This window comes from Brevundimonas sp. UBA2416, from assembly GCF_002343105.1.
Classification (GTDB): Bacteria; Pseudomonadota; Alphaproteobacteria; order Caulobacterales; family Caulobacteraceae; genus Brevundimonas.
Genome location: NZ_DDRM01000037.1, coordinates 144031 through 165482 on the forward strand (window position 1 = coordinate 144031; position 21452 = coordinate 165482).

A 21452-nucleotide genomic window follows, 5' to 3' on the forward strand; every position below is an offset into this window, starting at 1 on the left:
GTCGATGCGGTGTGAGATCGGCTGACCGTAGATGGCCTGGACCCCGGGGATCTGCCCGACCGAGCCGCGCAGGGCGTCGAGCAGTTCCTCGCGATCGCGTCCCCCGGACCGCAGCGAGGCCTCGATCTCGGAGGCGAACACCTCCTGCGCATGGGGATCGCCGGGCGCGCGGCCGGTGCGCCGGGCCGTGGTGGCGATCTCCGGCTGGGACAGCATGGCGGCCTCGACTTGGGCGGCGGCGGCGTCGGACGCCTCCAGCGAGGTGCCGGGCAGGGTGGTGACGTTGACGGTCAGACTGCCCTCGTTGAACTCGGGCAGGAAGGCCCGGCCCGACATCGCCAGGCCGATCCCGGCGACGACCACGAGGGCCGTGGCGACAAGGCCCAGCATCCGCCAGCGCGGCAGCAGCCGGTCGATCAGCAGGACGTAGCGGGCCTTGAGCGACTGCACCCAGCGCGGTTCCCGACCCATGGCGCGGTCGGTGCGCGACAGGACGTCCAGCCCGAGAACCGGCGTCAGGGTAAGGGCCACGGCAAGGCTGGCGAGCAGGGCCACGCCATAAGCCAGGGCCAGCGGCTGGAGCAGCCGCCCCTCGATGCCCGTCAGGCCGAACAGCGGCAGGAAGACCAGCAGGATGATCAGGGTGGCGAAGACGATCGAGCCCTGCACCTCGATCGTCGCGTCGCCGACGATCTTGACGGTCGAGGCGCGTTCGCCCTCTGCCTTCAGCTTCTCAAGCCTCAGGCGCCGGACGATGTTCTCGACCACGATGATGGCGTCGTCGACCAGCACGCCCAGCGCGATGGCGATGCCGCCCAGCGTCATGGTGTTGATGGTGCCGCCCACCGCATTGACCGCGATCAGGGCGGCGACCACCGAAACCGGAATGGCGGCGAGCGTCACCACGGTCGCGCGCCAGGAGGCCAGGAAGACGAGGACGATGATCGAGACGAGGATCAGCCCCTCGATCAGCGCCTTGACCACATTGCTGACCGCGCGCTCGATGAAGTCGGCCTGACGGAATACTTCGGTTTCCAGCTTCATCCCGGTCGGCAGGGTGCGCTGGACGTCTGCGAAGACCGTGTCCAGCTGCTCGGTCAGGGCCAGGGTGTTGGCGCCCGGCTGCTTCTGGATGGCGAAGATCACGGCGGGGCGGCCGTTGAAGGCTCCGGTGCCGCGCTTGAGCCCCTCGCCGATCCGGATGTCGCCGATGTCGCGCGCCAGCACGGGCAAGCCGCCCTGCTCGCCGACCACGACCTCGCCGAATTCCTCGGGCGTGGCGGCCCGACCGACGCCCTCGACCAGCAGTTCCTGGCCGTTCTCCACCACGACGCCCGCCGACCGGTTGGCGCTCGCGGCCTGCATGGCGGCGATGACGTCGTTCATGCCGACGCCGCGCGCGCTCATCCTGCCGGGGTCGACCAGCAGCTGCACCTGACGCTCGTCCCCGCCGATGGTCATGACCTCGGCGATGCCCGGAACCGCCAGAAGCCGGCGCCGCACGGTCCAGTCGGCGACGCTCTTCACCTCGGTGGGCGAGTGCGCCTCCGAATGCAGGGCGGCGAACATGATCTCGCCCATCACCGAGGAGGCGGGCGCCATCACCGGCGGCGGCAGATCGTCGGGCAGGACGCCGCTCGCGGCGCCCAGCCGCTCCGACACCACCCGGCGCGCCTCGACCGCATCGGTCGACCAGCCGAACTCCAGCGTCACCACCGCCAGACCCGTGGTCGAGTTGGAGCGGATGCGCCGCAGGCCCGGCGCGCCGTTCAGCGCCGTCTCCAGTGGAATGGTGATCAACTGCTCGACCTCGGTCGGCGTATAGCCGCCGGAGTCGACGACCACCTGCACCGACGGCGCGGTCAGGTCGGGCAGAACATCGACAGGCGTGCGCAGTGCTGTGAAGGCCCCCGCGATCGTCAGCAGGATGGCGAGGGCGTAGACGACGAGGCGGTTGCCCAGCGACCAGCGAACGAGGCGTTCAATCATCGGGGCGTCCCTTAGTGAGCGTGGCCGTGGCCGAAGGCGTCGGGGCTGGTGGCGGCGGCGCGCACGGCGGCGGCTCCGACCGTCACGACCCGCTCTCCGCCTCGCAGATCACCGGTGACGGCGATCCGGCCTCCGGAGACGATCCCCCGCTGCACGAGCCGCCGCTCGAAGGCCTCGCCCGAAACCTGGACATAGACGACGTCCTGGCCGCCCTCATTGACCACGGCGGCGACGGGAACGCTCAGGGCGCGGCGCGACTCTCCGGCCGAGAGCCGTCCCCGCACCCGCTGGCCGGGCCTCAGGTCCGTGCCGTTGTAGGCGAAGATGACCTCGGCGGTTCGGGTGGCGGGATCGACGAACCCGGTATTGGTCACGGCGCGAAGGCCCGGCAGGGCCAGACGTTGGCCCTCCACCATGACGTCCAGGCCCTGAACCGCGCCCAGGCCGCTGGCTTGGGACTCGGGGACGCGAGCCACCAGCCACAGTCGCGACGGATCGCCGATCCGCATCAATTCCGTCCCGGCCTCCATCGACGCGCCGCGCACGAGGGACGAGTGAAGAATGCGTCCGCTGATCGGGGCGACAAGAGGGACGCCCGGTCCCCCGCCGCCCAACGCCGCGCGGCGCCGCTGGGCCGCTGAGAGCTGGGCCGCCGCCAGTCGCTCCGCCGTTCGCGCCTCGTCCAGCCGCCGCTGCGGCGCGGCCTCGGCTTCGACCAGTGTATTCATCCGGGCCGATTCGCGACGCGCGGCGTCGAGGGCGATGCGAGCCTCGGCGATGCCGAGGTCCATCGAGGCGACGTCCTCTCCCCCACCCAGTTGGGCCGAGACGGTCGCCAGCTGCTGGCCGGCCCTCACGGTCATGCCGGTGGCGGGGACGCTGGCGCCGGTGCGGACCACGCCGGAGACGGGCGAGGAGATGACCGCTTCGGCGTCCGGCGCGAGGCGCACGTCGACGGTCACCGGAATGGTCTCGGCGATGAGGCCGTCGGAGGCGGGTTCGGCCCGGAAGGGGATTTTCCACTGCGCCTCCTTCGGGAAGTGGATGCGGTCGGGGTTCTCGACATGCGGCGGCGCGGCGGCCGCTCCGGCCTCGCTGGTCGGGTGCACCGTGACCATGCCCAGATCGTGGACGCTCTCGGCGCCGCCGCCCTGGTAGCGCAACTGCAGGCGCGCCTGCCCGGCCCGCGTGGCTGTCAGCAGCGGCCGGAAGATGCCGGGCGTCTCCGACACCGTAGCTGACGCCGTGTCGATCTTGCCGTCGGGCCAGACCAGTTCCACGACCAGCCGCCCGGCGGTGATCGCGCGATAGTCCGACACCCGGCTCAGATGGGCGTCGAAACGCCGCCGCCGGTCGACCACCAAGGGTCTGTATTCGGCGAACAGCTCGGTCTGGTCGGTGTAGTGGGTAACGACGACGCCTCCCGCCTCGGACGCCCCGGCGGCGGTCTGGTCGCCGTTCGAACAGGCCGAGATCAGCAGCAGCGCCGCGAGGGCGGGAAGCACCATCTTCTTCATGGGTCTCAGGTCCTAGTGGGCGTGATCGGCGTCTTCGCCGTCGGCATGTTCGTGACCGTGGTCGTCCTCTGTCGGCACGGCGGCGTCGTCGTCCTCGTGGGCGGGCGCGGCCGTGGGCGCGGCGGCTTCGCTCGCGGCGGCGGCCGGAGCCTCGGCGTCCTCCGCCGCCGGCGAGCAGGCGGCCACGAGCGCGCCGAGCACGGCGGCGAGCGTCAGTTGGGTCTTCATGGGTTTGGTCCTCCTTGGGCCAGTTCGAGTTCGATGGCGGCCAGGTTGGCGCGCTCCGTCAGCTCGATGATGGACAGTTCCGCGTCGTGGGCGGCTCGGTAGGCGTCGACCAGTTCGGTCACGCCGATCTCTCCGGATTGATAGGCCGTCTCGGCGATCGCCCCCAGACGGCCCGCGTCGTCGCGGGCCGCTCCGGCGGCCTCGACGGCCGCGATTGCGCCTCGCAGGCGGGCGTCGGCGGCGGCGATTTCGGCTTCGACCTCGCGTCTCGCCAGCGTCAGTTCAGCGGCGGCCGACCGCTCCCGCCCCCTCGCCTCGCGCACCCGCGCCGTTCCGCGATCGAACAGCGGAATGGTCGCCCCGACCATGATCTGGGGTCCATCGGCCTCAAAGCCCATGTTTTCGACCCGGCGCCAGCCGAGACCCACCTCGACTTCGGGCCAGCGGGACCGATCGGCGGCGCGAGCGGTTTCGCTGGCAGCCGCCAGCCGCCGTTCGCGTGCAGTCAGGTCTGCTCTCTCGACGGAGGCCTGCCGCACCCCGTTCGGAACAGTCAGGGCGCCGGCCGACCGGGCGTCCGCAACGCCGGTCAACTGGCTCAGTGTCGCACACACCGCCGCCAGCTCCCCCTCCGCCAGGCGGGCCTCGCCTTCAGCGGCTCGGGCCTCCACCCGGACGCGGCGCACGTCATAGACGGCGGTGTCGCCCGCGTCGGCGCGTGCGGTGACGATCCGCTCCGCTTCCGCCAGAAGCCCGACGAAGCCACGATGGACATCGACGCGGGCGCCGGCCGCCGCACAACCCACCCAGGCGCGCCGCACGTCCGCGCGGCGTTCGACCGCGCGCCAGTCGAGGTCCGCGTCGATGGCCTCGGCTTCCGAACGCGCCGCCGCCCTCATCGCGCTGCGCCGACCGGTGAGATCGAGCGGCTGGACGATCTCGAATTCCCATTCCGTCTCGTCCTCGCCCGGACCGGACAGCGAGCCCCGGCTGACCGACGCGCGGGGATTGTCGAAGCGGGTGATGGCATCGACCCCGGCCCGCGCCGCGTCCCGCTCCCCGGCGGCGCGATCCGCAAAGACGCCATCGCCGAGGGCTCGCGCGATGGCGTCCTGCTCGGTCAGCGGCGCAGGCGCGGTCTGCGCATAGGCCGTCGCCGAGAGCGCCGTCGCCACGAAGAAAGTCAGGGGGGCGCACACTGGGGCGCGCAGGGTCCGGAAACGCAAGGGAAGGCTCCGCTGAAACGTCGACAAGCCGACGCGCGAATGCGCGCCGGTCGAGGGCGATCAGGCGAAGCGGGGAGGCCGGTTGTGTGGAAGCGGCCCGATGTCCGGAGGCGGATGGTCCGCGCTGGGCTCGACCTTGATCGAGTGGAGGGACCGGACCAGCGCCATAGCTTCTGGTAAGGCCGGAGCCTCGAAGCCTACCGCCTGCGTCGGCATGTGGGCATGACCGGCATCCTCATCGTCGTGGTCGGCGGGGTCGGAAGATGAGCGATCCTCATGGTCGTGGTCGGCCACCACACCGCCATGCTCGTCATGATGATGATGCTGGGTGGCATCCACAGGTGAGGCCAGGTGCGAGGCCGCGTGCGCATCCATGCTCGCCACTGGCATAGCCAGGGCGACCGTCAGAAGCATCACACCGATCAGGCGGGCTGCAAGGCGATCAAACGCGTGCACGATTGATTCCTTACCAAGCCGACGACCGGGCCACAATGCGGACTCGCCGGAGGTCCGATTTGAGTCAGGAGCGGACCTCGGCGGACGGTCCGCGATCAACGTCTCCTTCTGACCCAAAGCGGACGGTCGGGGGGTCTGCTCTCAGCACGATCGCAAGCGTCGCGCGATCGAACAGGATCTGACTCGTCGCTGACGCAGCAAAAAGGTCTCGCCGGCTGAGGCCTCATCGCTGCTACGGCTGGATCACACTACGGGCAGATTGATGATCTGATCGGCATAGAAGCGATCAGCATCAAGAATTGTTGTGCGGTTGATCCGGACGATATCTTTGGCGCGTTTCGCGTTGCCGAGCTCGCGCTCGGCGATATCGGCCAGGCTCCGCGTCCCAGCCGTCACGGTGTGACGACGAAGGGGCCGGCCCTCGCCATCCACGGCCTCGGGAAGCTCATCGCCACGGAAGCCGCCCCGTGAAATGAACTCCCACGCCTGATAGTCGGAGGCCTCCCGCTGCATCTCCGCTGCCAGCGGCTCCAGGGGCTTCGGCCGCCAGATGTCGCGCGCGTCGTCCGCGGGCGCCGCCCATCGGACGATCGCCGCCCTAGACACCTCATGGATGGTCTGGGGACCTTTGCGATCATGCTTGGGCAGATTCCGCATGACTACGGATGCGATATCCCAGGTCTTATTCTTTGGATCGGCGTTGCTGGTCGGTGCGAGGACGTCGGGCCGAATACCCCAAACCTTTGAATAGGGAGAGATATCGATTCCGAGACCCTGGAGCTTGGCGCCTTCCCAAATCCACTCCAGCGCCTCATCCGAGAGACCCCGAATTTCGCCGCCGCCGCCCACCGAGCCATGGTCGCCCGGGAACCACTGCTGCTGGTATGGACGGTTCGGATCGTCGACCGGAGCGCCTCTGGCCATATTCAGCTCGTCGACGTTGTCCCAGAGCGTCACGTCGAATTTCTTGCGCCGCTCGTCCACCGCTACCGCGTGCCGGGCCGCCTCGACCGACGGATGGAGGCGATCATCATGGAACTCGGCGGCGTCGTACTCTCCATCGCCGTCGTCGTCGCCGAGCATGGGATCGCCGATGGTCTTCACGGTGTCCCAGACGCCGATGTAGCGAATGTTCAGCACGGGCAGCTGCGCCGCCCCGGCCGCGTCGTGAAATCGGGCGCGCCAGTCTCGATCCTGTTCGCTGGCGCACAAGTCGGGCGAGAACTGGACCCGGAAGCGATTGATCTCGTCTAGCTCCTCGATGGCGTCCTTTTTCTCCCGCCGCTCGTAAAGCGAGGCCGCTACGTGGATCTTGTCGGCGAAACAGCTGTTCACGACGCCGACGTGCTGCAGCAGACCGGCGAACGACCGGGCCGTGTAGGCGCCCCGTGAAAAGCCGAAGATGAAAATCTCATCGCCGGGCTCGTAGTTGAAGACAAGAAATTTGTAGCCCTCAACAATGCGCTGAAACAGGCCCTTGCCAATCGCGCCGCCGACGAGCTTGTCGCGCCAGCTCCCTGTGCCGACACCTTCGTCGTAGTAGACGATCTGGGAGACGCCTTTGTGGGTGTTCTTAACCGCCGACGCGGTAATTGCGACGTTGGTTGCGTGCGGTCGGTCCAAGGTGTTTCCGGTACCGTCGAAGCAGAAGATCAGGCGTTTCATGATGGTCTCCACTGAGGCGCGTCATCACGGCCCAAGGTTTCTAGCAAAGGTGATCTGTGGCCCGGTCGATCACGGCGAAAGAACTGCGTCGCGGACGTGTGTCGTCCCCCCTGATTTGTCATGCAGCCTCGATCTCCCGCGCACCGGTCGGGACATGGCCGATGTCAAAGGCGTGGGCGAAACCTGAGGCGCCGTTCTGGTCGTAGAGACGCAGGGGGACATCTGCCTTCGGCATCCATACCCGGCCGGTCTCAACCGCCAGCGACGCTGGCAGCACCGGAAAAACGTGGATCGGGGTCGATTGGCCGTGCACCGCCTTGATCCGGTTGAACAGCCCGCGAAGAAGGCGGCGATAGTTCGCCTGATCCTCCGGCCGTCGCAGGATGTCGTTATGGGCGCCGGTCGCGGTAATTGACCAGATCGCGGTGTCGTCGCCCAAAACAGCGCGAATCCGAGCGTCGTCGACGTCGGCGCTGACGGCCAGCTTGAGCGCGATTGGACCCGCGCCGGACGCATGTTCGCCGACGTTCAGGACGAGCGCTGGCTGGTCGTCCTGCCACGCCCATGTGGCGGGTTCACGATGACGCTGGTGGATGGCGGCGGGGACGATGTCGCCGAGCAGGCGTCCGAGTTCGATCAGCAGGGGCTGGGGCGCGAGCGCGAAGACGCTGAGATGGCGGATGTCCTGCCGTTCGATCCGGTTCCGGATCGCCGTCTCGAACTGGCGGCCGAGGTTGAGGCGCTGCGTATCCCAGTAAATCGGCTCGTGGTCTCTGAAGGCCGCGCCCACCAGTTCCAGGTCGATCGTTTCGCCGGACGCCGGATGCCTGTGCGGCCGCATGGCGTCGAAGATCTCTCGCGTGGACACCAAGGCTGGGTTCTCGGCAATCCTCGCCGAAAACCGCACCACATGGGAGGCCAGGTCCGGCCGGATGGCGACGTTTCGGACGATACGGCGCTCGTGCTCGGCCTTCATCTCCACCAGCAGGGTCTCGGGGTGATCGTCGGGCGCATCCACGTCGATGAGCTTGTGGTGACGCGCGCACATCAGCATCAGGTTGTCCAGGCGCTTGGCCAGCAGAGCGGACCGCACCTCATCGCCGCGCGGACCGTCCGGACTGTCCGCCACGATATGGGCAAGGAAGCCGAAGGTCCCGTCTTCACGGCCCGCGATCAGGTCGCCGACGAGGTATTCGGAACAGCCCCGGTATTGGCAGCAACCGCCCGCGCGGGCCCACAGGGCGTTGGCGACCTTGTTGGGAATGGTGGTCTTCGCCATCACGCGGCCTCCACATGCCGACCGCTCGCGGTCCAGTGTCCGGTGGCGCGCCAGCCCTCGTATGCGGCCAGCCATTCGATGATCCAGGGGACGGTCGTCTCGGCCAGACTGTCCGCAGGAGACCAGTCGTCGGCCTCGGGGTCGAGCATGCAAAGGACGACCGAGCCGTCCGACCGGTAGTAGACGTGGGGCAGTGCGCCTTCCGCGTCGCCGGGCCGGCGGCGGAGCGGCGGCGCCAGAACGGTGACCTCAGGCTGCGTGTTGCGTACGTCGGGGCGTTCGACGACGAGGGGCACCCTGTAGACAATCCGAACCTGGAAGGTCTGGAGCAGGGGCTTCAACGGGCCCTGCCAGACGGCACGATTTCCGGCTCTGGCCGCCAGCGCCAGCTGGGGCCAGAGCCGCGCCATGTCGGCGATCTGGGTCTCGATGGTGCGGGTCACGACGGGCGGCGCTCCCCCATATTCGTGTGAGCCACGGCGCGGACCGGCGCCAGGCCGGCGGCGACCCCGATGATCGCGGGCGCCGCCGGCGTGAACAGGCCGCCGTTGCGGGTATAGCCGTGCTGCTGGCTCTTCACCTGGCGACCGAGACGCTCGTTGAAGGCGACGACCGACCGGGTGACGACGCGCTCGCCGAACTGCTTGCGCAGCCAGGCCTGGAGATCTTCCAGCTCGACATTGCGCCGCGCGGCCTCAAGACCGTCGGCCAGGGTGTTGAGCAGGCCGGCGTAAGTCCGCTGCTGGGCGTGGGTCTCGGGCCAGCGGTCGGTGAACTTCTCGAGCTCGAACACGGGGTTGGGGACCGCGATCAGGCGTTGGGCGCGGTCGGCCTCCTCGATCGCCCGGGCCGTCCAGCGGGCCTGACGGATCAGCATGTCGGCCAGGCCGAGGCCCGGAACGGCCGCCTTGCCCGCGTGGCACGAGATGACGACGGAAGGCGGGATACGGCCGTCGGCGTCGGCATAGGCGATGTTGCGGTGGCGCTTGAGGAGTTGCTGCGCCACCGTCGCTACGTTCTTGATGACCAGGGGGGTCTGGGGCGGAACCTCGTCCACATCCGCGGCGGCGAAGGCGATGCCGGCGTCCTCGTAAAAACGGCTGTTCATAGCGAGGGCGAAGCGGTCTTCGGTCGGCGTGCGGTCCCGGTACCAGTCGATGAAGCCCCAGGCGTTCATGAGGACATAGCGGCCGGGGTCGGCGCTGTCCGACTTGTGGTGCACGATCTCGCTCACCTTCTCGGCCGGCGCCGCGCGCCGGGAGGGGGTGATGTCGAGATGCATGCCGTCGGCGTAGTAGAGGGTCATGCAGCGGGTCTGACGCTTGATGCGAACCTGCGGATAGCCGGCGAGCGCCGCTTCCAGCAGGTCCATCAGCTGGGCGGCGGTTTCGCCGGCCCCGTCGATCTCGCAGATGATGTCGATGTCGTACTCGTCGTCGGTGCCGCGCGTGGAGATGGTGGCGTCGATCGCCATGGATCCTTGCGGATAGAAGGCCCGCACCCGTCCATGAAGCGGACTGCCGGGACGTTCGATGAAAGCGCGCACAGAAGCATAGCGGTCGCCGGCTTTGGCGTGGAGCCCGGGCGGCAACTGGATGTTGATGGCGATCTCGGCCAGCAGGGCGTCGAGCGGATCGGCGAAGGGGTCAACGGTGCGGAAATCCCGGAAGGGCGTCGGAGCAGACATCGAGAGTGGGGTCTTTCGGAAGGGAACGCCGCCCTGCGGCGTCCGGGTTGAATCAGCCCTTCGGGGGGAAGGGATCGGAGCCGTAGGAGTTGGCGTCGCGGATGCGACCGTCGGGACGGTGGATGATGACTTCACCGCGTTCGCGGATGGCGGTGGAGCGGGCGGCGGCTTCAGCTTGCGCCTGGGTGGAATGCACCGAACCGACGCGGGAAGCGCCTTCGCGGCGGGCCGCCCATTCCGATCCATGCGGGACGACGTGGATGCGTTTCGACATTTTCCGCTCCTCAAGACGACTCGGGCCTATCCCTCACCGTTGGAATGATTAACGCCGAGAACGGCCGTGCTGTCAAATAAGCACATCCTTATGTTTGTGACACACACATTTGTGCATGGCATTGACAGGCTGGCCGGGCGCAACGCAAACATGCACGCATGTCGGATGATGAAATCTATAAGGCGTTCGGGCGGTCGGTCGCTGCGCGGCGCCGGGAGCTGGATCTCACCCAGGCCAAGCTGGCCGCGCGAGTGGGGATGTCGCGCGCCTCCATCGCCAACATTGAGAGTGGCCGCCAAAATGTTCTGCTTCATCATGTCTACAGCCTCGCGTCGGCGCTCGCCGTGGCCAAGCTGGCTGACATCCTACCGGCCCCTGTCCGCCCCATCCGTCATGATGATCTCGAAGTGATCAGGTGGGACGACACGGTCGCGGTCACCTCCCAGACACGCGCCCAGATCACCGACATGATCGCGAGCGCCATGGGACAGCGCGGCCAGAAGGTAGGGTCGTGACCGTCACGGTAGAGCAGGCTCGGGAGAAGGCACGCGCGGTTCTTGCCGACTTTGGCGTCAAAAGCGCGCCCGTGCCGATCGAGCGGATCATCAAGGCGCGCAACATCGCGCTCCAGTATGCGCCGTTGGACGAGGCCCTTTCGGGCATGGCCTACATCAAGGACGGGGTGGGCATTATCGGGGTGAATGCCCTGCATCATCCCAACCGCCAGCGCTTTTCGGCGGCGCACGAGTTGGCCCACCACGAGCTTCATGCGCCTCTCATCGAGAAGGCCGTTCACGTCGACAGCGGTCTGCGGGTGCTGTTCCGGGACGAGGTGTCCGCACAGGGTACGGACGATGTCGAGATTCAGGCGAACGCCTTCGCGGCCGAACTGTTGATGCCACGGGATCTGCTGAGAGCCGCGCTCGACGGCGGCGGCATAGACATGGATGACGACAACGCCGTCGAGGCCTTGGCCCGGAAGTTCCGAGTGAGCGCCTCCGCGATGCGGTACCGCTTGGCTAGCGGCCTCTAGACCGGAGCCTGAGGTGAGTTTCGTCTTCTTCGATACCGAGACGACGGGCCTCCAAAAGGGCTTCGACCAGATCGTCCACTTCGCAGCGATCCGGACCGACAACGATCTGAACGAAATCGATCGCTTCGAGGCGCGATGCCGGCTGATGGTGCACATCGTTCCTCATCCCGCGGCCGTAACCACCAATGGCATTCCGATATCGCGGCTGACCGATGCGGGTCTGCCGACGCACTACGAGATGATGCGTCAGGTCCGCGCGAAGCTCCTGGACTGGACGCCCTCGATCATCGTGGGCTTCAACTCGATCCGGTTCGACGAAGAGATGATCCGCCACGCCCTCTTCCAGACCCTCCACGATCCCTATCTGACCAGCCGGAACAACAACTGTCGGGGCGACGCGCTCGGCCTGGTCATGGCGGCGGTCGCCGATACGCCGAGCTGTCTCGTCGTTCCTCTCGGTTCGGAAGGCCGCCTGACGTTCCGCCTCGAGGCGTTGGCGGCGGCGAACGATCTTGACCACGCGATGGCGCACGACGCGATGGCCGATGTCGGCGCGACGCTGGCTCTATGCCGCATGGTGAAGGACGGCGCGCCGGATGTCTGGCAGCGCTTTGTGCGTTTCTCGAATAAGGCGGCCGTCGCCCAGTTCGTCGCCTCCGAGGATGGGTTCCTGCTGACCGAGTTCTACGGCAACGAACCCTACCCGTCGCCCGTGGTTTTGGTCGGCGCGGACCCTGAGCAGGCCGCCAATGGCAGGCTCTGTCTCCGTCTCGATATTGACCTCGACGGGCTTGTCGCCCTGTCCGATGAAGCCTTGAAAGAGGTGCTCGCGGAGAAGGCCGGACCTGTCCGTCGGTTCCGCATTAATGCAGGGCCGGTTCTGACGCCCCTCTATGACGTGCCTGACGCCCTGCTCAACGGGCGAACGGTAGACGACCTCGAGACCGTCGCCCGTCGGGTGAAGGACGATGCCGCCCTTTGCGCCCGGATCGTTGCCGCCTGGGCGGCCGGGCGGACCCCTTACGAACGATCCCCTCATCCCGAGCGTCGCACCCATGACGGCTTCCCGGGGGCGGCCGATGAACTCCGGCGTGACGACTTCCATGAAGTGGGGTGGGCTGAGGCTGTCAGGCTCGTCGAGCATTTTGACGACGACCGGCTGCGTGTGTTTGGCCTCCGGCTGATCTACCTCGGGAATCGCGCCGTTCTTCCGGAGGCGCTTGCCGCGGAGGCGGAGCGTGCGCTCACGGATCGTCTGATCGAGGACGAATCCGGCGGGCTGACACTGACCGCCGCGCTGGCCGAGACGAACAGATTGCTCGCTGCGGCAACCGAGGAGCCCACTCGCAAGCTGCTAGAAGGCTACAAAAACTGGCTTCTCGATCGAATCGAAAGAGTCACGGCGTTTCGTCGGAAGCGGCTTGAAACCAAGACCTCGAACGCTGTGCCCTCCTAACGCTTGCCCGCAACAAGCCCCCTCCACGGCAATCTTCGGCAACTTTAGGCTTGGATTGGGTCATCCACTCGCGGCGATCTCCAAGCGATCAGCGACTGATGGGTACGCCCCTCAACGTCCGCTGTCTGACCGCGAGCGAATGTCCGCTGCTGGCGCAAAGCCGCCCTCCCCTGCCCCGCCCTCAGTGCACTTGTGCTGATCTGCACTGAGCACGCGTGCGGAAGCCTGCCTACGGTATCGTCCGCTTGATGTCAGGTCGACGGCCTGGGCCATTCCAGGCCGCTGGTGTTGAATTCTACGACCTGCACACCGGCTTGGTAGAAGGTCAGCTGAATGCGCGTGACGGGCGCGCCCTTGACGCCCGTTACAAACCTCTGGGCGTTGGTCACGAATATGATGTTGCTCGAACCATCCGCCGCATCCGTCGCGCTGAAAGACTGCTGCTCCCCATCCCCAAACCGAATGTTCACTGAGCAGTTGTTGTAGGAACGGCAGATAATCTGGCCGTCCCCGAGCAGCGCCACATAGACGTCAAGACCGTGTTGCGGCGACTGACGAACACATAGGCGAGCAGCCACGTCGGAATAGGGCGATTGCAGGCGAACCATATTCGTCGATGTCGAACAGGCGACGTGTGTAGGCCTGTCGGTCATTGGATCGAGATCGGTGGTGTAGGTCCACGGAGACGCCGGTGTGACTGGCGCGGCTGGAGCGGCGGTCGGCATTGGCTCGATGATTTCAACCTCACCCGTCGGCGTGACGGCTGGCTCGCTGCAGCCAACTAGCGCCAGTGCCACTGCAGTCGTGGTCCAGATCCTAATGCTCATACTCACTTCCCCCCGAGATTCGACGAACATGCCACGGTACGGTTGCGGCGTCATCGATAACGGCTCAGCTTAGCATCGTTCTGGTGGCCGGATTGGGAAGTGCGTTGCCCCAGCGTTTTCGAAAGCTGTGCGGGGGGCGCATAGCGTGGGTCGGGGGAGAGAAAAGCGATGGACTCAATCACGACTCAAACGGTCGCCGAGAATGGTGATCGAAGGCAATTGGCTCACCGTTGGGCGTGGGTCGGCGGCGGGGTCTTCCTCGCAATAGCCGTGTTCAACCTGTCGATTTGGTTTCCAGTTTCTCAAGCGCTCGGCTCGGACGACCGCAATGGCGGTTTCGACCTCCACGCTTACCGATCACTCCTGGTCCATCCGCGCGACATTACGCTCGATCTTGTAGCCGTCGACGCCGCTGCGACCGTCGACCTCACACGGGGTCTGTTCCAGGCCGCCGAAGCCCTAAAGGACCGGGAATTCGGCAAGGTGACGCTCGCCAGAGGGAGCAAGGCGGTGTTCGTCATCTCGGGAGCCGATTTCAAGCAACTCGGTGAGAGCGTCGCTGCCGGCGAAAACCCGGTCTACCTACTCCGAACATTGCCTGAGAAGCTGATGTTGCCCGACGGGCGACGGGCGTTTGGCTCGTGGTCTGGAGGCTGGCTGGGCGTGCTGAGCGGTCAAATGGAGGACCTCAATGTCTTTGGTCCCGCCTGGGTGAACGGCGAGCCGCCGACCCCACCGACCGGTCACTAGCGCGAGTGCATTTGTCTTCATCTGCACTGAGCGACGGCTTGCACGGTTTGGAGACCTCAACTGCTCGCTCACCATCGCCGACGTCGCGGTGACGCGAGCGTCTGAAGCTCGCTCACAAACGACGCATGATCGTCGACCAATTCGCCCTCCTCGAGGCCGCCGGCGAGCGCCTCCGCCTCCCCGACCAAACCTTGCACCTCTTCCGTGATCCCGCTCCCGAGCGTCACGAGCGCCCTCGCGCGTGCTCTTGTCAGCAGCACCGCCGCCAACGGGAATCTACCGGCCAACCGCGACGCCCAAAGCGGTATGTCGTCGTGCCCTCCCCGCAGTTCAGCGCGACGAGCCACGACGAGTTCGGCGGCTTCACGAAGCGCCGGCCAGTTCATCAGGAAGGTCAGGCCCTTCATGACGTCGGGATGGCTTGCCGCGAGCTCGAACGCGCGGTCGAGCGCGACGACGTCTTCAAAGTCGGGGAGTTTCGCGATCAGCGCGCGCAGTTCGTCGGCCGACAGCGTGCGCTCGAACACGCGCCATCGCGCCTCATCCGCCTCTTCCGTCCGCCCCTCGGCTTCAAGCACAGCGATTTCGCCGCGCAACCAGGCCTCCGAGGGCTCCGGCGGGTCCCCTCTCCCGCCTCGCCATTTGACGGCGGGGGCGGCAGCGATCTGCGACGCGTCCAGGGCGTCGCGAGCTTCAGCCGCTCGACCCGCTTCGGCGAGACGTCGGGCGATTTCGGCGGCGATATCTGGTTTGCGGTAGTCGTCTTCAGAAATCGACTGGATCCAGGCATCGAGGTCGCCGCTGCGATCGGCGAGCTTGCGTACGACAAGAGCAAGACGTCCCGTCGGTTTCGGCCGCCCGTTGGTGAGGTCGACGAGCAACCGCTGTGCGAGCTCAGGGCTGAGGCTCAGCGAGCCGCGGCCGACCCAGAAAGCCCATGGGTTCAGGCGCGTCGCTAACGCCTCTCCGAGCACCGGAGCGGCAGTCTCCGGACCGGCCCGAGATGCTACCGCCGCAAGGTCTGAAGAGGCGGCATCATATAGAAGCGGCAGTTCTCCCTTTGCGTCGCTGACGCGTGCGCTCAGCGCCGGATACAGGTCGAACCAGGCGACGAGACGGTCCAGCGCCAGCTTGATGTCGAGAGGGGCCAGGCGATCGACGATGATGCGGCGGAGAGCTTGGAGATCGCTGAGCAGCGCTGGTCGTTTGCGCCAGGAGACGCGCGTCCGGCTCGTCGCAAGTGTGGTCAGCCGCTTGTCGAGCTCGAACGCGAGGTCGGCCGCGCTGATCTCGGCGGCGAGCTCCATTCGGAGACGGCGTTTCAGGTTCGGATCGCTGTTTGCGGCGTCGAAAAGAAGAGCGGCGAGACGCTCGGCGCCAAGTGTCGCGAGGTTGCTCTCGGAGACCGTCTTCCTCTTCGGCGCTGGCGATTGTCTGGCCATGCTTTCGGTAGACAGCAGCAGCGGGGTTCAAGGCAAGCGCGGTCGGCCAAGGGTGGCGCGCCAAACCGGATCCGCTCGGTGCGCTCTTCACGATCTACACACTGAGCCGCTGCGATCGGCCGCTTCGCACCAGGACCAGTTCTTCGACGACAGTCAGAAACACGAAGTTCAACATGCGTCCTATGGCGGGGAGGCCGCAGCTAGGCCCGTTGTGCTGACCGAACCCGACCGAGGCAGATTTCACAGCCTACAACCAGCGGGTCCGCTTGAACCGGACATACAGCCCAATGCACACCGCAGCGATGACCAGCATCACCGTGGGGTAGCCCCAGGCGCTGTTGAGCTCCGGCATGTGGGTGAAGTTCATGCCGTAGATGCCCGCGATGGCGGTAGGAACAGCAAGGATCGCGGCCCAGGACGCAAGTTGGCGGGTGATGACCCCCGTGCGTTGTTGCTCCAGCAGACTGCTGAACTCGAAGACCGAACTGAGCACATCCCGCAGGCCGTCAGTCATCGCCTGAACCCTACGAACGTGGTCCAGCACATCGTTGAAGTAGGGGCGGGCCTCGGGATCGATGCTCGGTATATCCAGCCGGACCAGCTTCCCCACCACCTCCGCTGTCGGCACCAGCACGCGCTGAAAGCGGATCAACTGGCGACGAATCTCGAAAATGCGATTCACCTCCGTGCGGGCGAGGAAACTGTCCACTGCCCGCTGCTCCATCGCCAGCACCTCGTCTTCGAGCGTCTCGCCCAAGGGCAGATAGCCATCCACGATGAAATCGAGGATCGCGTGGAGGATGTAGTCAACGCCCTGGTGCAGCAGTGCCGGCGAGGCCTCAAGCTGCTGTCGCAGCGCGGAATGGCTGCGGCTGGAGTTGCGGCGGACGCTGATGATGTGGCTGTGGCCGACGAAGATGGCGGTTTCGCCGTAGCGGATGTCGCCCTCATCCAACCATGCCGTCCGGGCCACCACGAAGAGTTGGTCGCCGAAGATGTCCAGCTTCGGCAGTTGTTCGCCCTTGGCGGCGTCCTCGACCGACAAGGGGTGAAGTCCGTAGCTCTTCTGAAGGGTCCGCAGTTCATCAAGAGAAGGGTCGACAAGTCCGACCCAGACAAACTGAGACTTGTCTTCGGGGCAGTCGATCCGCTCGTCGATCTCCACAGGTCGGACGCGACGACCATGCTGATACAGAAAGGCTGCGACAACGCTCATGGGCCAACGCCTACAGGGGAAAGCCGGGCGGTAGAAGGCTTCGGTTGATCCGACATTGAGTGTTGCGATCGTTGCGCGTTGTCGGTCCGAGACCAACCTCCTCTTGCCCGGCTCTTCACACCCCAGGTGCGCGATCCGATCAGCCGCCAAGTTCAAGCCGAGATGGCCGAGACGTGCCTGGACCGGTCCGCCCAAGGTCCCAAAAGCACTACATTGAGCAAGGTTAGCCGCTGATGCGGCTTTTCAAACCGGATGTTCGTTCCGGCGTCCCCGGGGGCGCCCTGCCCCGCGATCAGAACAGACCGGCCGTATGGACCGCGTAAGCGATATAGGCGGCGACGAGGACAAAGCCTTCTCTCCGACTCAGCCGTCTTCCGGAGAACGCGAACACCATCACGGCCAGTGAAACGCCTACCAGCACCCAGAGGTCGAAGGCCATGATGCTGGCCGGTACTTCGGTGGGGGCGATCGCTCCTGTAAGGCCGCCAATAAAAAGCAGGTTGTAAATGTTGGAGCCGAGGACATTGCCCAGTGCAATGTCGCCCTGCTTTCGCCAGGCCGCCACGGCGGAGGTGACCAATTCCGGGACAGACGTCCCCACCGCCACGATCGTCAACCCGATGACGGCGTCGCTGACACGGAGCTGCTCGGCAATGTCTATAGCGGCGCTCACCAGAACGCCGCCGCCACCGACGATCAGGGCGAGCCCTGCGATGAAGAGCAGGACGGCGACAGAAAGGCGACCCCCTGACTGATCCTGCGGGGTCAAGGCCCGGTCGATTTCTTCCATCGCCACGCCGCGATCAAAGGCGGCGCTGTGGGGCGCGCCGACACGCTCCTGTCGGTAGGCATAGTAGATGTAGCCTGACATCACGATCAGGAAGGCGATGCCGACTTCGCGGGAAAGTCCCACGGTGGCGCCGGCGCCCACCAGTCCAAGAGCCGCCAGAACGCCAAGGCCGCCATCGCGCCATAAGGTGCGGGCGTTTACGGCGATCGGCGCTATCAGGGCGGCTACCCCCAGGATCAGAAGCGCGTTGGCGATGTTCGACCCGACGATATTGCCGAGGGCGATGCCCGGGGATCCCGCGAGGCTGGCCTGAAGGCTGGCGGCGAGTTCTGGCATGGAGGTGCCCATGCCCACCACCGTCAAACCGATCAGCATCGGCGAGAGGCGCAGTCGTCCCGCGATCCGCACGGCCCCGCGCACCAGGAGGTCGCCTCCTGCAATCAGGAGAACGAGTCCAAACAGCAGGAACAAGGCATCGGACAGCATTGGGAGGTCAGGCTCTTGGATTACACACTAGCAGGCTGGTCGCGCTGCCCTCACTGCCAGGGTTCTGGAGCGATGCCCGCAGACCCGATCGTAATGCATCGCTGCCGCACCGATTGCCCGTCTGGCTCCGTGCGGGGCGCGATGCTCGCGGCGACGCTGTCCGGCCCATAGGTCGCAAGCCACTGACAACCGGTCTGAAGATCGGTCAGCACGAACAGATTTGCCTCGGCTGTGGGTGTTTTGGTGAAGGTCGCCCCCAGGGCCGCCTGGCGTACAGCCCCTACCGGGTCGTCTATCGCACCCTGTATCTCAGCAGCGCGGGCGTTCAATTTTTCCGCGCTGACCTGCGCAGCCGCTGCCGCCTTCTCGATGTCCTGAAGGGCGGACGTATCAATCGGGTCGCATGCGGCAGCAGCGAGAGCTGCCGCTACGGCGAGAAATGTGGATCGGATCGGTACATTCATCAGACAGTTGGCTCCGGGAGGTGATGAGGCCGCTGTGCCGGCGGTTGAAGGCTGTGGGGGGTCAGACGCAGGATATCTGAGGATCGGGGTCAGCAGGTGCGCCCTGAAGAGGAAAGGCCAAGCGCAGCGCGGTCACTTCGCCGAGGCTGTGGACGCTCAGTCAGGGTGTGGCTGCGCTGGACCGCTGACTCCGAAGGTGCTCCGGGCGGCAGGGAGCAGGTTCAGCACTGATCCATCTCAAACGCGAATGTCGAACGTATGCCGGCTGGTCCTGCGGGTCACAGTGTCGTCTGTGATCGCCCCGACAGCGTCGACGGGGCGCGCTGTCGACGAACTCCGATGCGCGGCGACCCGACAGGTCATCTGTGCGAGCTGAACCGCCTCCGATCGGCCGACGGGGTTCGAAGGGGGACCGACCCTCACAACAACTCTCCGGGAACGGGAATCCGACGGAACGGTCTGGCGATCAGGGCCTGGATGTCGATCATGCGCGGCTCCTCTCGTGTCTAGGAGCGTGCCTGCAGCCGAGTGAGGGGGGGGGGCTCGGCGTCAAGCACGCTCACAGTCCGACATCACGATCGATGGATCGTCAGAGGGGCCCGGGCCGCACATTCCAAATACCAGTAGCGGTGCCGTTGCGCCAATCCGACAAAACGACGCACACCCAAGGTCGCGATGGCCTCGCTCAAGTGTCGGTCGCGGTCGCGCCAAACGCAGAGATTTGACGTCTATGTCGAAACGCTCTTCGGCTCAGCAGCCATTAAGCATTACTGCTCGTGGGCGGTGCGGTTGTTCCACCGCGCCCTCCGGGGCGTGTATTAATTGCCGCTCAGTCGAAAATATCGAAAAGCGACCCGCGCCTCTTCTTATGGCCGCCGTAACCGTAGCCATGTTCGCCCCGTTCCCCACGCTCGCCCCGCTCGCCATACTCCCCCCGCTCACCATGGTTGCTGTTCCAGGCCTGGGGCCCCGGCGCTGGTGCGTATGGCGCAGCTTGCGGGGGCGGCGGCGCAGCGTCCTGGGCCGACGCAGCCATCAGCTTTTCAAGCTCGCCACGGTCGAGCCAGACTCCGCGGCAGTTCGGACACATGTCGAATTGAACCCCCGCTCGGTCCACCGTCTGCATGGAGCCGTTATCGTTGGGGCAAAGGAGCAAAGGCATCTTCAGGTCCCGTATCAAGGATGAGAGGCGCGATGGCGGAAAGCAGGATCGGGCCTCGATGAACATGGCGCGTCCGACATCGCCGCAACCGGCACACAGGCCAGTCAGAGCCAGAGGGGCCCGGTCCGCACTGTAAGGATGGAGGTGTAGCTGTCAGCTGGCAAGCGCTGCCGGCAAAGTGCCTCAGGGAGCAAGCCGCCTGACGAGGGTGTCGACCAGCAGAACGCCCGCGCCGAGCATGACGACCACCCCGCGGCGCCGGCCAAGGCCAGAACGCCATCGCGCTGAAGCATGCCCACGGACACGATAAGCAGGCAGATCGCCGGCGGCATGTTGAAAAACGGGATCGGCAATGCGACGATGAGCGCCAGTAGCAGGCAGACACCCGCCAGCACCCTCTGCTGGTTCACCAGCGATCGAAGGCGTGGCCGTGAGACCGCTTCGATCCTGAGAAGAAGCCTCCCGGCTTTGCCAGTGACGAGGCGCACGAGCCGGGGATCAAGTTTTCGCCGGAGCAGAAAGTCAGGCAGCGGCTTGTGGTCTCCAGCGAGCAGAAGATGCCCGGAGATCAATATCAGTGGGACCGCGAGCAGAGCGGAGAATCCCGCCACCGGGATCGGCAGGGTTTCGGAGAGTGAAAACACCACAAGCGCAAGCGCAGGCACGCGCACCAGCCGAGCCCAGTGCGTCTCCGAGCGAGACGGGACCTTGCCCGCTCTGATCCGCGAACGTCGTAGCAGTTCGGCAGGTGACTCATGACGAGTTGAACTGTCGTGCATCAGACGTGCCGCGAGATGCTGAAGCCTTGGACGACCTGATTGTCTGCAAAAGCATTCGTGAGGGCTTCCGTTTTTGGCGCCCCGTGACATTGGCAGGTTGCCTCAAAGGCGATGATGTCGTCGTCAATCGAGGTGCTGACCGAGAGGGCTTTCAGCCCGTGCTGAAGGAGGATCTCGCGAAACTCGGCCTCCGTAACGCGTTCCGACCGGCGATAGCGCGCGCGGATATCCAGATAGGCGCGCTGAGGGAGCAGGGATTCCGTAAGGGTCACGGCCCCAAGCACGGCGATGGTGGCGACCGTGCCGCCGATCGCAAGCCCATAGAAGCCTATTCCGTAGAGCGTTCCCAAGGCCGAGGTGATCCACAGCGAGGCCGCAGTCGTAAGGCCGCGGACAGAAAAGCCTTCCCGGAAAATGACCCCGGCGCCCAGGAAACCGATCCCGGTGAGTATGCCGTGCGCCATGCGGACCGGGTCGATCCGGATGATCTCAAGCGGGGTATCGCTCAACCAGCGGATCTGATGCACCGCGGCCAGCATGAGGAGGCCAGAGGCCAGTGCGACGAGAATGTGCGTACGGAACCCCGCCGGAGCTCCGCGATACTGCCGCTCAAACCCGATCAGGGCTCCAGCGGTGATAGACCCGACGATGGGCCACACGTAGTCTGGCGCGAACCATTCCATATCAACTTCCTTTAAGGACCCGCCGAACGTCAGGGGTCGTGTG

General features: G+C 65.9%; 21 protein-coding genes and 1 pseudogene. 4 read left to right on the plus strand and 18 right to left on the minus strand.

All coding sequences use genetic code 11. From position 1 onward, the window contains the following. The 10 genes from B3E43_RS12090 to B3E43_RS12135 form a co-directional block, all read right to left on the minus strand. On the minus strand, nt 1–1989 hold a 1989-nt coding region (locus B3E43_RS12090; protein ID WP_292029813.1), incomplete at its 3' end, for an efflux RND transporter permease subunit. Nucleotides 1990–2000: 11 nt separating this feature from the next. Further along, nucleotides 2001–3506 (minus strand): efflux RND transporter periplasmic adaptor subunit, encoded by a 1506-nt coding sequence (locus tag B3E43_RS12095; RefSeq protein WP_292029816.1) that lies wholly within the window; start codon nt 3504–3506, stop codon nt 2001–2003. Nucleotides 3507–3518: 12 nt separating this feature from the next. Beyond that, nucleotides 3519–3734, minus strand: a complete 216-nt coding sequence (locus tag B3E43_RS12100; RefSeq protein WP_292029818.1) for a hypothetical protein — start codon at nt 3732–3734, stop codon at nt 3519–3521. After that, nucleotides 3731–4960 (minus strand): TolC family protein, encoded by a 1230-nt coding sequence (locus B3E43_RS12105; RefSeq protein ID WP_292029821.1) that lies wholly within the window; start codon nt 4958–4960, stop codon nt 3731–3733. The genes B3E43_RS12100 and B3E43_RS12105 overlap by 4 nt, the downstream gene beginning before the upstream one ends. Nucleotides 4961–5020: 60 nt before the next feature. Further along, complete coding sequence (locus B3E43_RS12110; protein WP_292029823.1) at nt 5021–5416, minus strand: hypothetical protein; 396 nt, start codon at nt 5414–5416, stop codon at nt 5021–5023. 243 nt (nt 5417–5659) lie between these two features. After that, nucleotides 5660–7081: a DUF2235 domain-containing protein gene (locus tag B3E43_RS12115; protein ID WP_292029826.1), complete on the minus strand. Its 1422-nt coding sequence runs from the start codon at nt 7079–7081 to the stop codon at nt 5660–5662. Between the two features lie 118 nt (nt 7082–7199). Continuing rightward, nucleotides 7200–8210, minus strand: coding sequence for an SAVED domain-containing protein (locus B3E43_RS12120; RefSeq protein ID WP_292029828.1), 1011 nt, complete (start codon nt 8208–8210; stop codon nt 7200–7202). 149 nt (nt 8211–8359) lie between these two features. Continuing rightward, complete coding sequence (locus B3E43_RS12125; RefSeq protein ID WP_292029832.1) at nt 8360–8803, minus strand: hypothetical protein; 444 nt, start codon at nt 8801–8803, stop codon at nt 8360–8362. Further along, entirely contained in the window at nt 8800–10047 is a 1248-nt protein-coding gene (locus B3E43_RS12130; RefSeq protein WP_292029834.1) for a nucleotidyltransferase domain-containing protein, read from the minus strand. The genes B3E43_RS12125 and B3E43_RS12130 overlap by 4 nt, the downstream gene beginning before the upstream one ends. A gap of 52 nt (nt 10048–10099) precedes the next feature. After that, nucleotides 10100–10321, minus strand: coding sequence for a DUF2188 domain-containing protein (locus tag B3E43_RS12135; RefSeq protein WP_292029836.1), 222 nt, complete (start codon nt 10319–10321; stop codon nt 10100–10102). Nucleotides 10322–10479: 158 nt separating this feature from the next. Between B3E43_RS12135 and B3E43_RS12140 the strand changes: the two genes are divergently transcribed. From B3E43_RS12140 to B3E43_RS12150, 3 genes are read left to right on the plus strand one after another with little or no spacing between them, the layout of a single operon-like run. Next, nucleotides 10480–10836, plus strand: coding sequence for a helix-turn-helix transcriptional regulator (locus B3E43_RS12140; RefSeq protein WP_292029838.1), 357 nt, complete (start codon nt 10480–10482; stop codon nt 10834–10836). After that, nucleotides 10833–11354: an ImmA/IrrE family metallo-endopeptidase gene (locus tag B3E43_RS12145; protein WP_292029841.1), complete on the plus strand. Its 522-nt coding sequence runs from the start codon at nt 10833–10835 to the stop codon at nt 11352–11354. The genes B3E43_RS12140 and B3E43_RS12145 overlap by 4 nt, the downstream gene beginning before the upstream one ends. Before the next feature lie 13 nt (nt 11355–11367). Then, nucleotides 11368–12810, plus strand: coding sequence for an exonuclease domain-containing protein (locus B3E43_RS12150; protein ID WP_292029843.1), 1443 nt, complete (start codon nt 11368–11370; stop codon nt 12808–12810). 251 nt (nt 12811–13061) lie between these two features. On the opposite strand, the gene B3E43_RS12155 is transcribed toward B3E43_RS12150, so the two are convergent. Further along, a complete protein-coding gene (locus B3E43_RS12155; RefSeq protein WP_292029845.1) occupies nt 13062–13637 on the minus strand; it encodes a hypothetical protein in 576 nt (191 codons plus the stop codon). Between the two features lie 168 nt (nt 13638–13805). On the opposite strand from B3E43_RS12155, the gene B3E43_RS12160 reads away from it, so the two are divergent. After that, the gene (locus B3E43_RS12160; protein ID WP_292029847.1) at nt 13806–14387 is read left to right on the plus strand and encodes a hypothetical protein; all 582 of its coding nucleotides are present in this window, start codon (nt 13806–13808) and stop codon (nt 14385–14387) included. Nucleotides 14388–14455: 68 nt separating this feature from the next. Here the strand turns inward: B3E43_RS12160 and B3E43_RS12165 are convergent, their stop codons facing one another. The 7 genes and pseudogenes from B3E43_RS12165 to B3E43_RS12195 all read right to left on the minus strand — a co-directional run bounded on the left by B3E43_RS12165 (nt 14456) and on the right by B3E43_RS12195 (nt 21409). Further along, entirely contained in the window at nt 14456–15829 is a 1374-nt protein-coding gene (locus B3E43_RS12165) for a DUF6880 family protein (RefSeq protein ID WP_292029848.1), read from the minus strand. 247 nt (nt 15830–16076) lie between these two features. After that, nucleotides 16077–17045: a magnesium and cobalt transport protein CorA gene (locus B3E43_RS12170; RefSeq protein WP_292029849.1), complete on the minus strand. Its 969-nt coding sequence runs from the start codon at nt 17043–17045 to the stop codon at nt 16077–16079. A gap of 292 nt (nt 17046–17337) precedes the next feature. After that, nucleotides 17338–18321: a calcium/sodium antiporter gene (locus tag B3E43_RS12175; RefSeq protein ID WP_292029850.1), complete on the minus strand. Its 984-nt coding sequence runs from the start codon at nt 18319–18321 to the stop codon at nt 17338–17340. Between the two features lie 50 nt (nt 18322–18371). Then, nucleotides 18372–18785, minus strand: coding sequence for a hypothetical protein (locus tag B3E43_RS12180; protein WP_292029851.1), 414 nt, complete (start codon nt 18783–18785; stop codon nt 18372–18374). A gap of 1026 nt (nt 18786–19811) precedes the next feature. Next, nucleotides 19812–19947: pseudogene (locus B3E43_RS16245) on the minus strand (zf-TFIIB domain-containing protein); the annotation flags it as partial. Nucleotides 19948–20051: 104 nt separating this feature from the next. Further along, nucleotides 20052–20618: an exopolysaccharide biosynthesis protein gene (locus B3E43_RS12190; RefSeq protein ID WP_292029853.1), complete on the minus strand. Its 567-nt coding sequence runs from the start codon at nt 20616–20618 to the stop codon at nt 20052–20054. Nucleotides 20619–20725: 107 nt separating this feature from the next. Beyond that, entirely contained in the window at nt 20726–21409 is a 684-nt protein-coding gene (locus B3E43_RS12195; protein WP_292029855.1) for an MgtC/SapB family protein, read from the minus strand. Nucleotides 21410–21452: the final 43 nt, after the last annotated feature.

Coding starts and splice junctions, on each gene's coding strand:
- B3E43_RS12095 (WP_292029816.1), bottom strand. CDS start 3,506: ATGAAGAAGATGGTGCTTCCCGCCCTCGCGGCGCTGCTGCTGATCTCG.
- B3E43_RS12100 (WP_292029818.1), bottom strand. CDS start 3,734: ATGAAGACCCAACTGACGCTCGCCGCCGTGCTCGGCGCGCTCGTGGCC.
- B3E43_RS12115 (WP_292029826.1), bottom strand. CDS start 7,081: ATGAAACGCCTGATCTTCTGCTTCGACGGTACCGGAAACACCTTGGAC.
- B3E43_RS12130 (WP_292029834.1), bottom strand. CDS start 10,047: ATGTCTGCTCCGACGCCCTTCCGGGATTTCCGCACCGTTGACCCCTTC.
- B3E43_RS12135 (WP_292029836.1), bottom strand. CDS start 10,321: ATGTCGAAACGCATCCACGTCGTCCCGCATGGATCGGAATGGGCGGCC.
- B3E43_RS12140 (WP_292029838.1), top strand. CDS start 10,480: ATGTCGGATGATGAAATCTATAAGGCGTTCGGGCGGTCGGTCGCTGCG.
- B3E43_RS12155 (WP_292029845.1), bottom strand. CDS start 13,637: ATGAGCATTAGGATCTGGACCACGACTGCAGTGGCACTGGCGCTAGTT.
- B3E43_RS12160 (WP_292029847.1), top strand. CDS start 13,806: ATGGACTCAATCACGACTCAAACGGTCGCCGAGAATGGTGATCGAAGG.
- B3E43_RS12165 (WP_292029848.1), bottom strand. CDS start 15,829: ATGGCCAGACAATCGCCAGCGCCGAAGAGGAAGACGGTCTCCGAGAGC.
- B3E43_RS12170 (WP_292029849.1), bottom strand. CDS start 17,045: ATGAGCGTTGTCGCAGCCTTTCTGTATCAGCATGGTCGTCGCGTCCGA.
- B3E43_RS12175 (WP_292029850.1), bottom strand. CDS start 18,321: ATGCTGTCCGATGCCTTGTTCCTGCTGTTTGGACTCGTTCTCCTGATT.
- B3E43_RS12180 (WP_292029851.1), bottom strand. CDS start 18,785: ATGAATGTACCGATCCGATCCACATTTCTCGCCGTAGCGGCAGCTCTC.
- B3E43_RS12195 (WP_292029855.1), bottom strand. CDS start 21,409: ATGGAATGGTTCGCGCCAGACTACGTGTGGCCCATCGTCGGGTCTATC.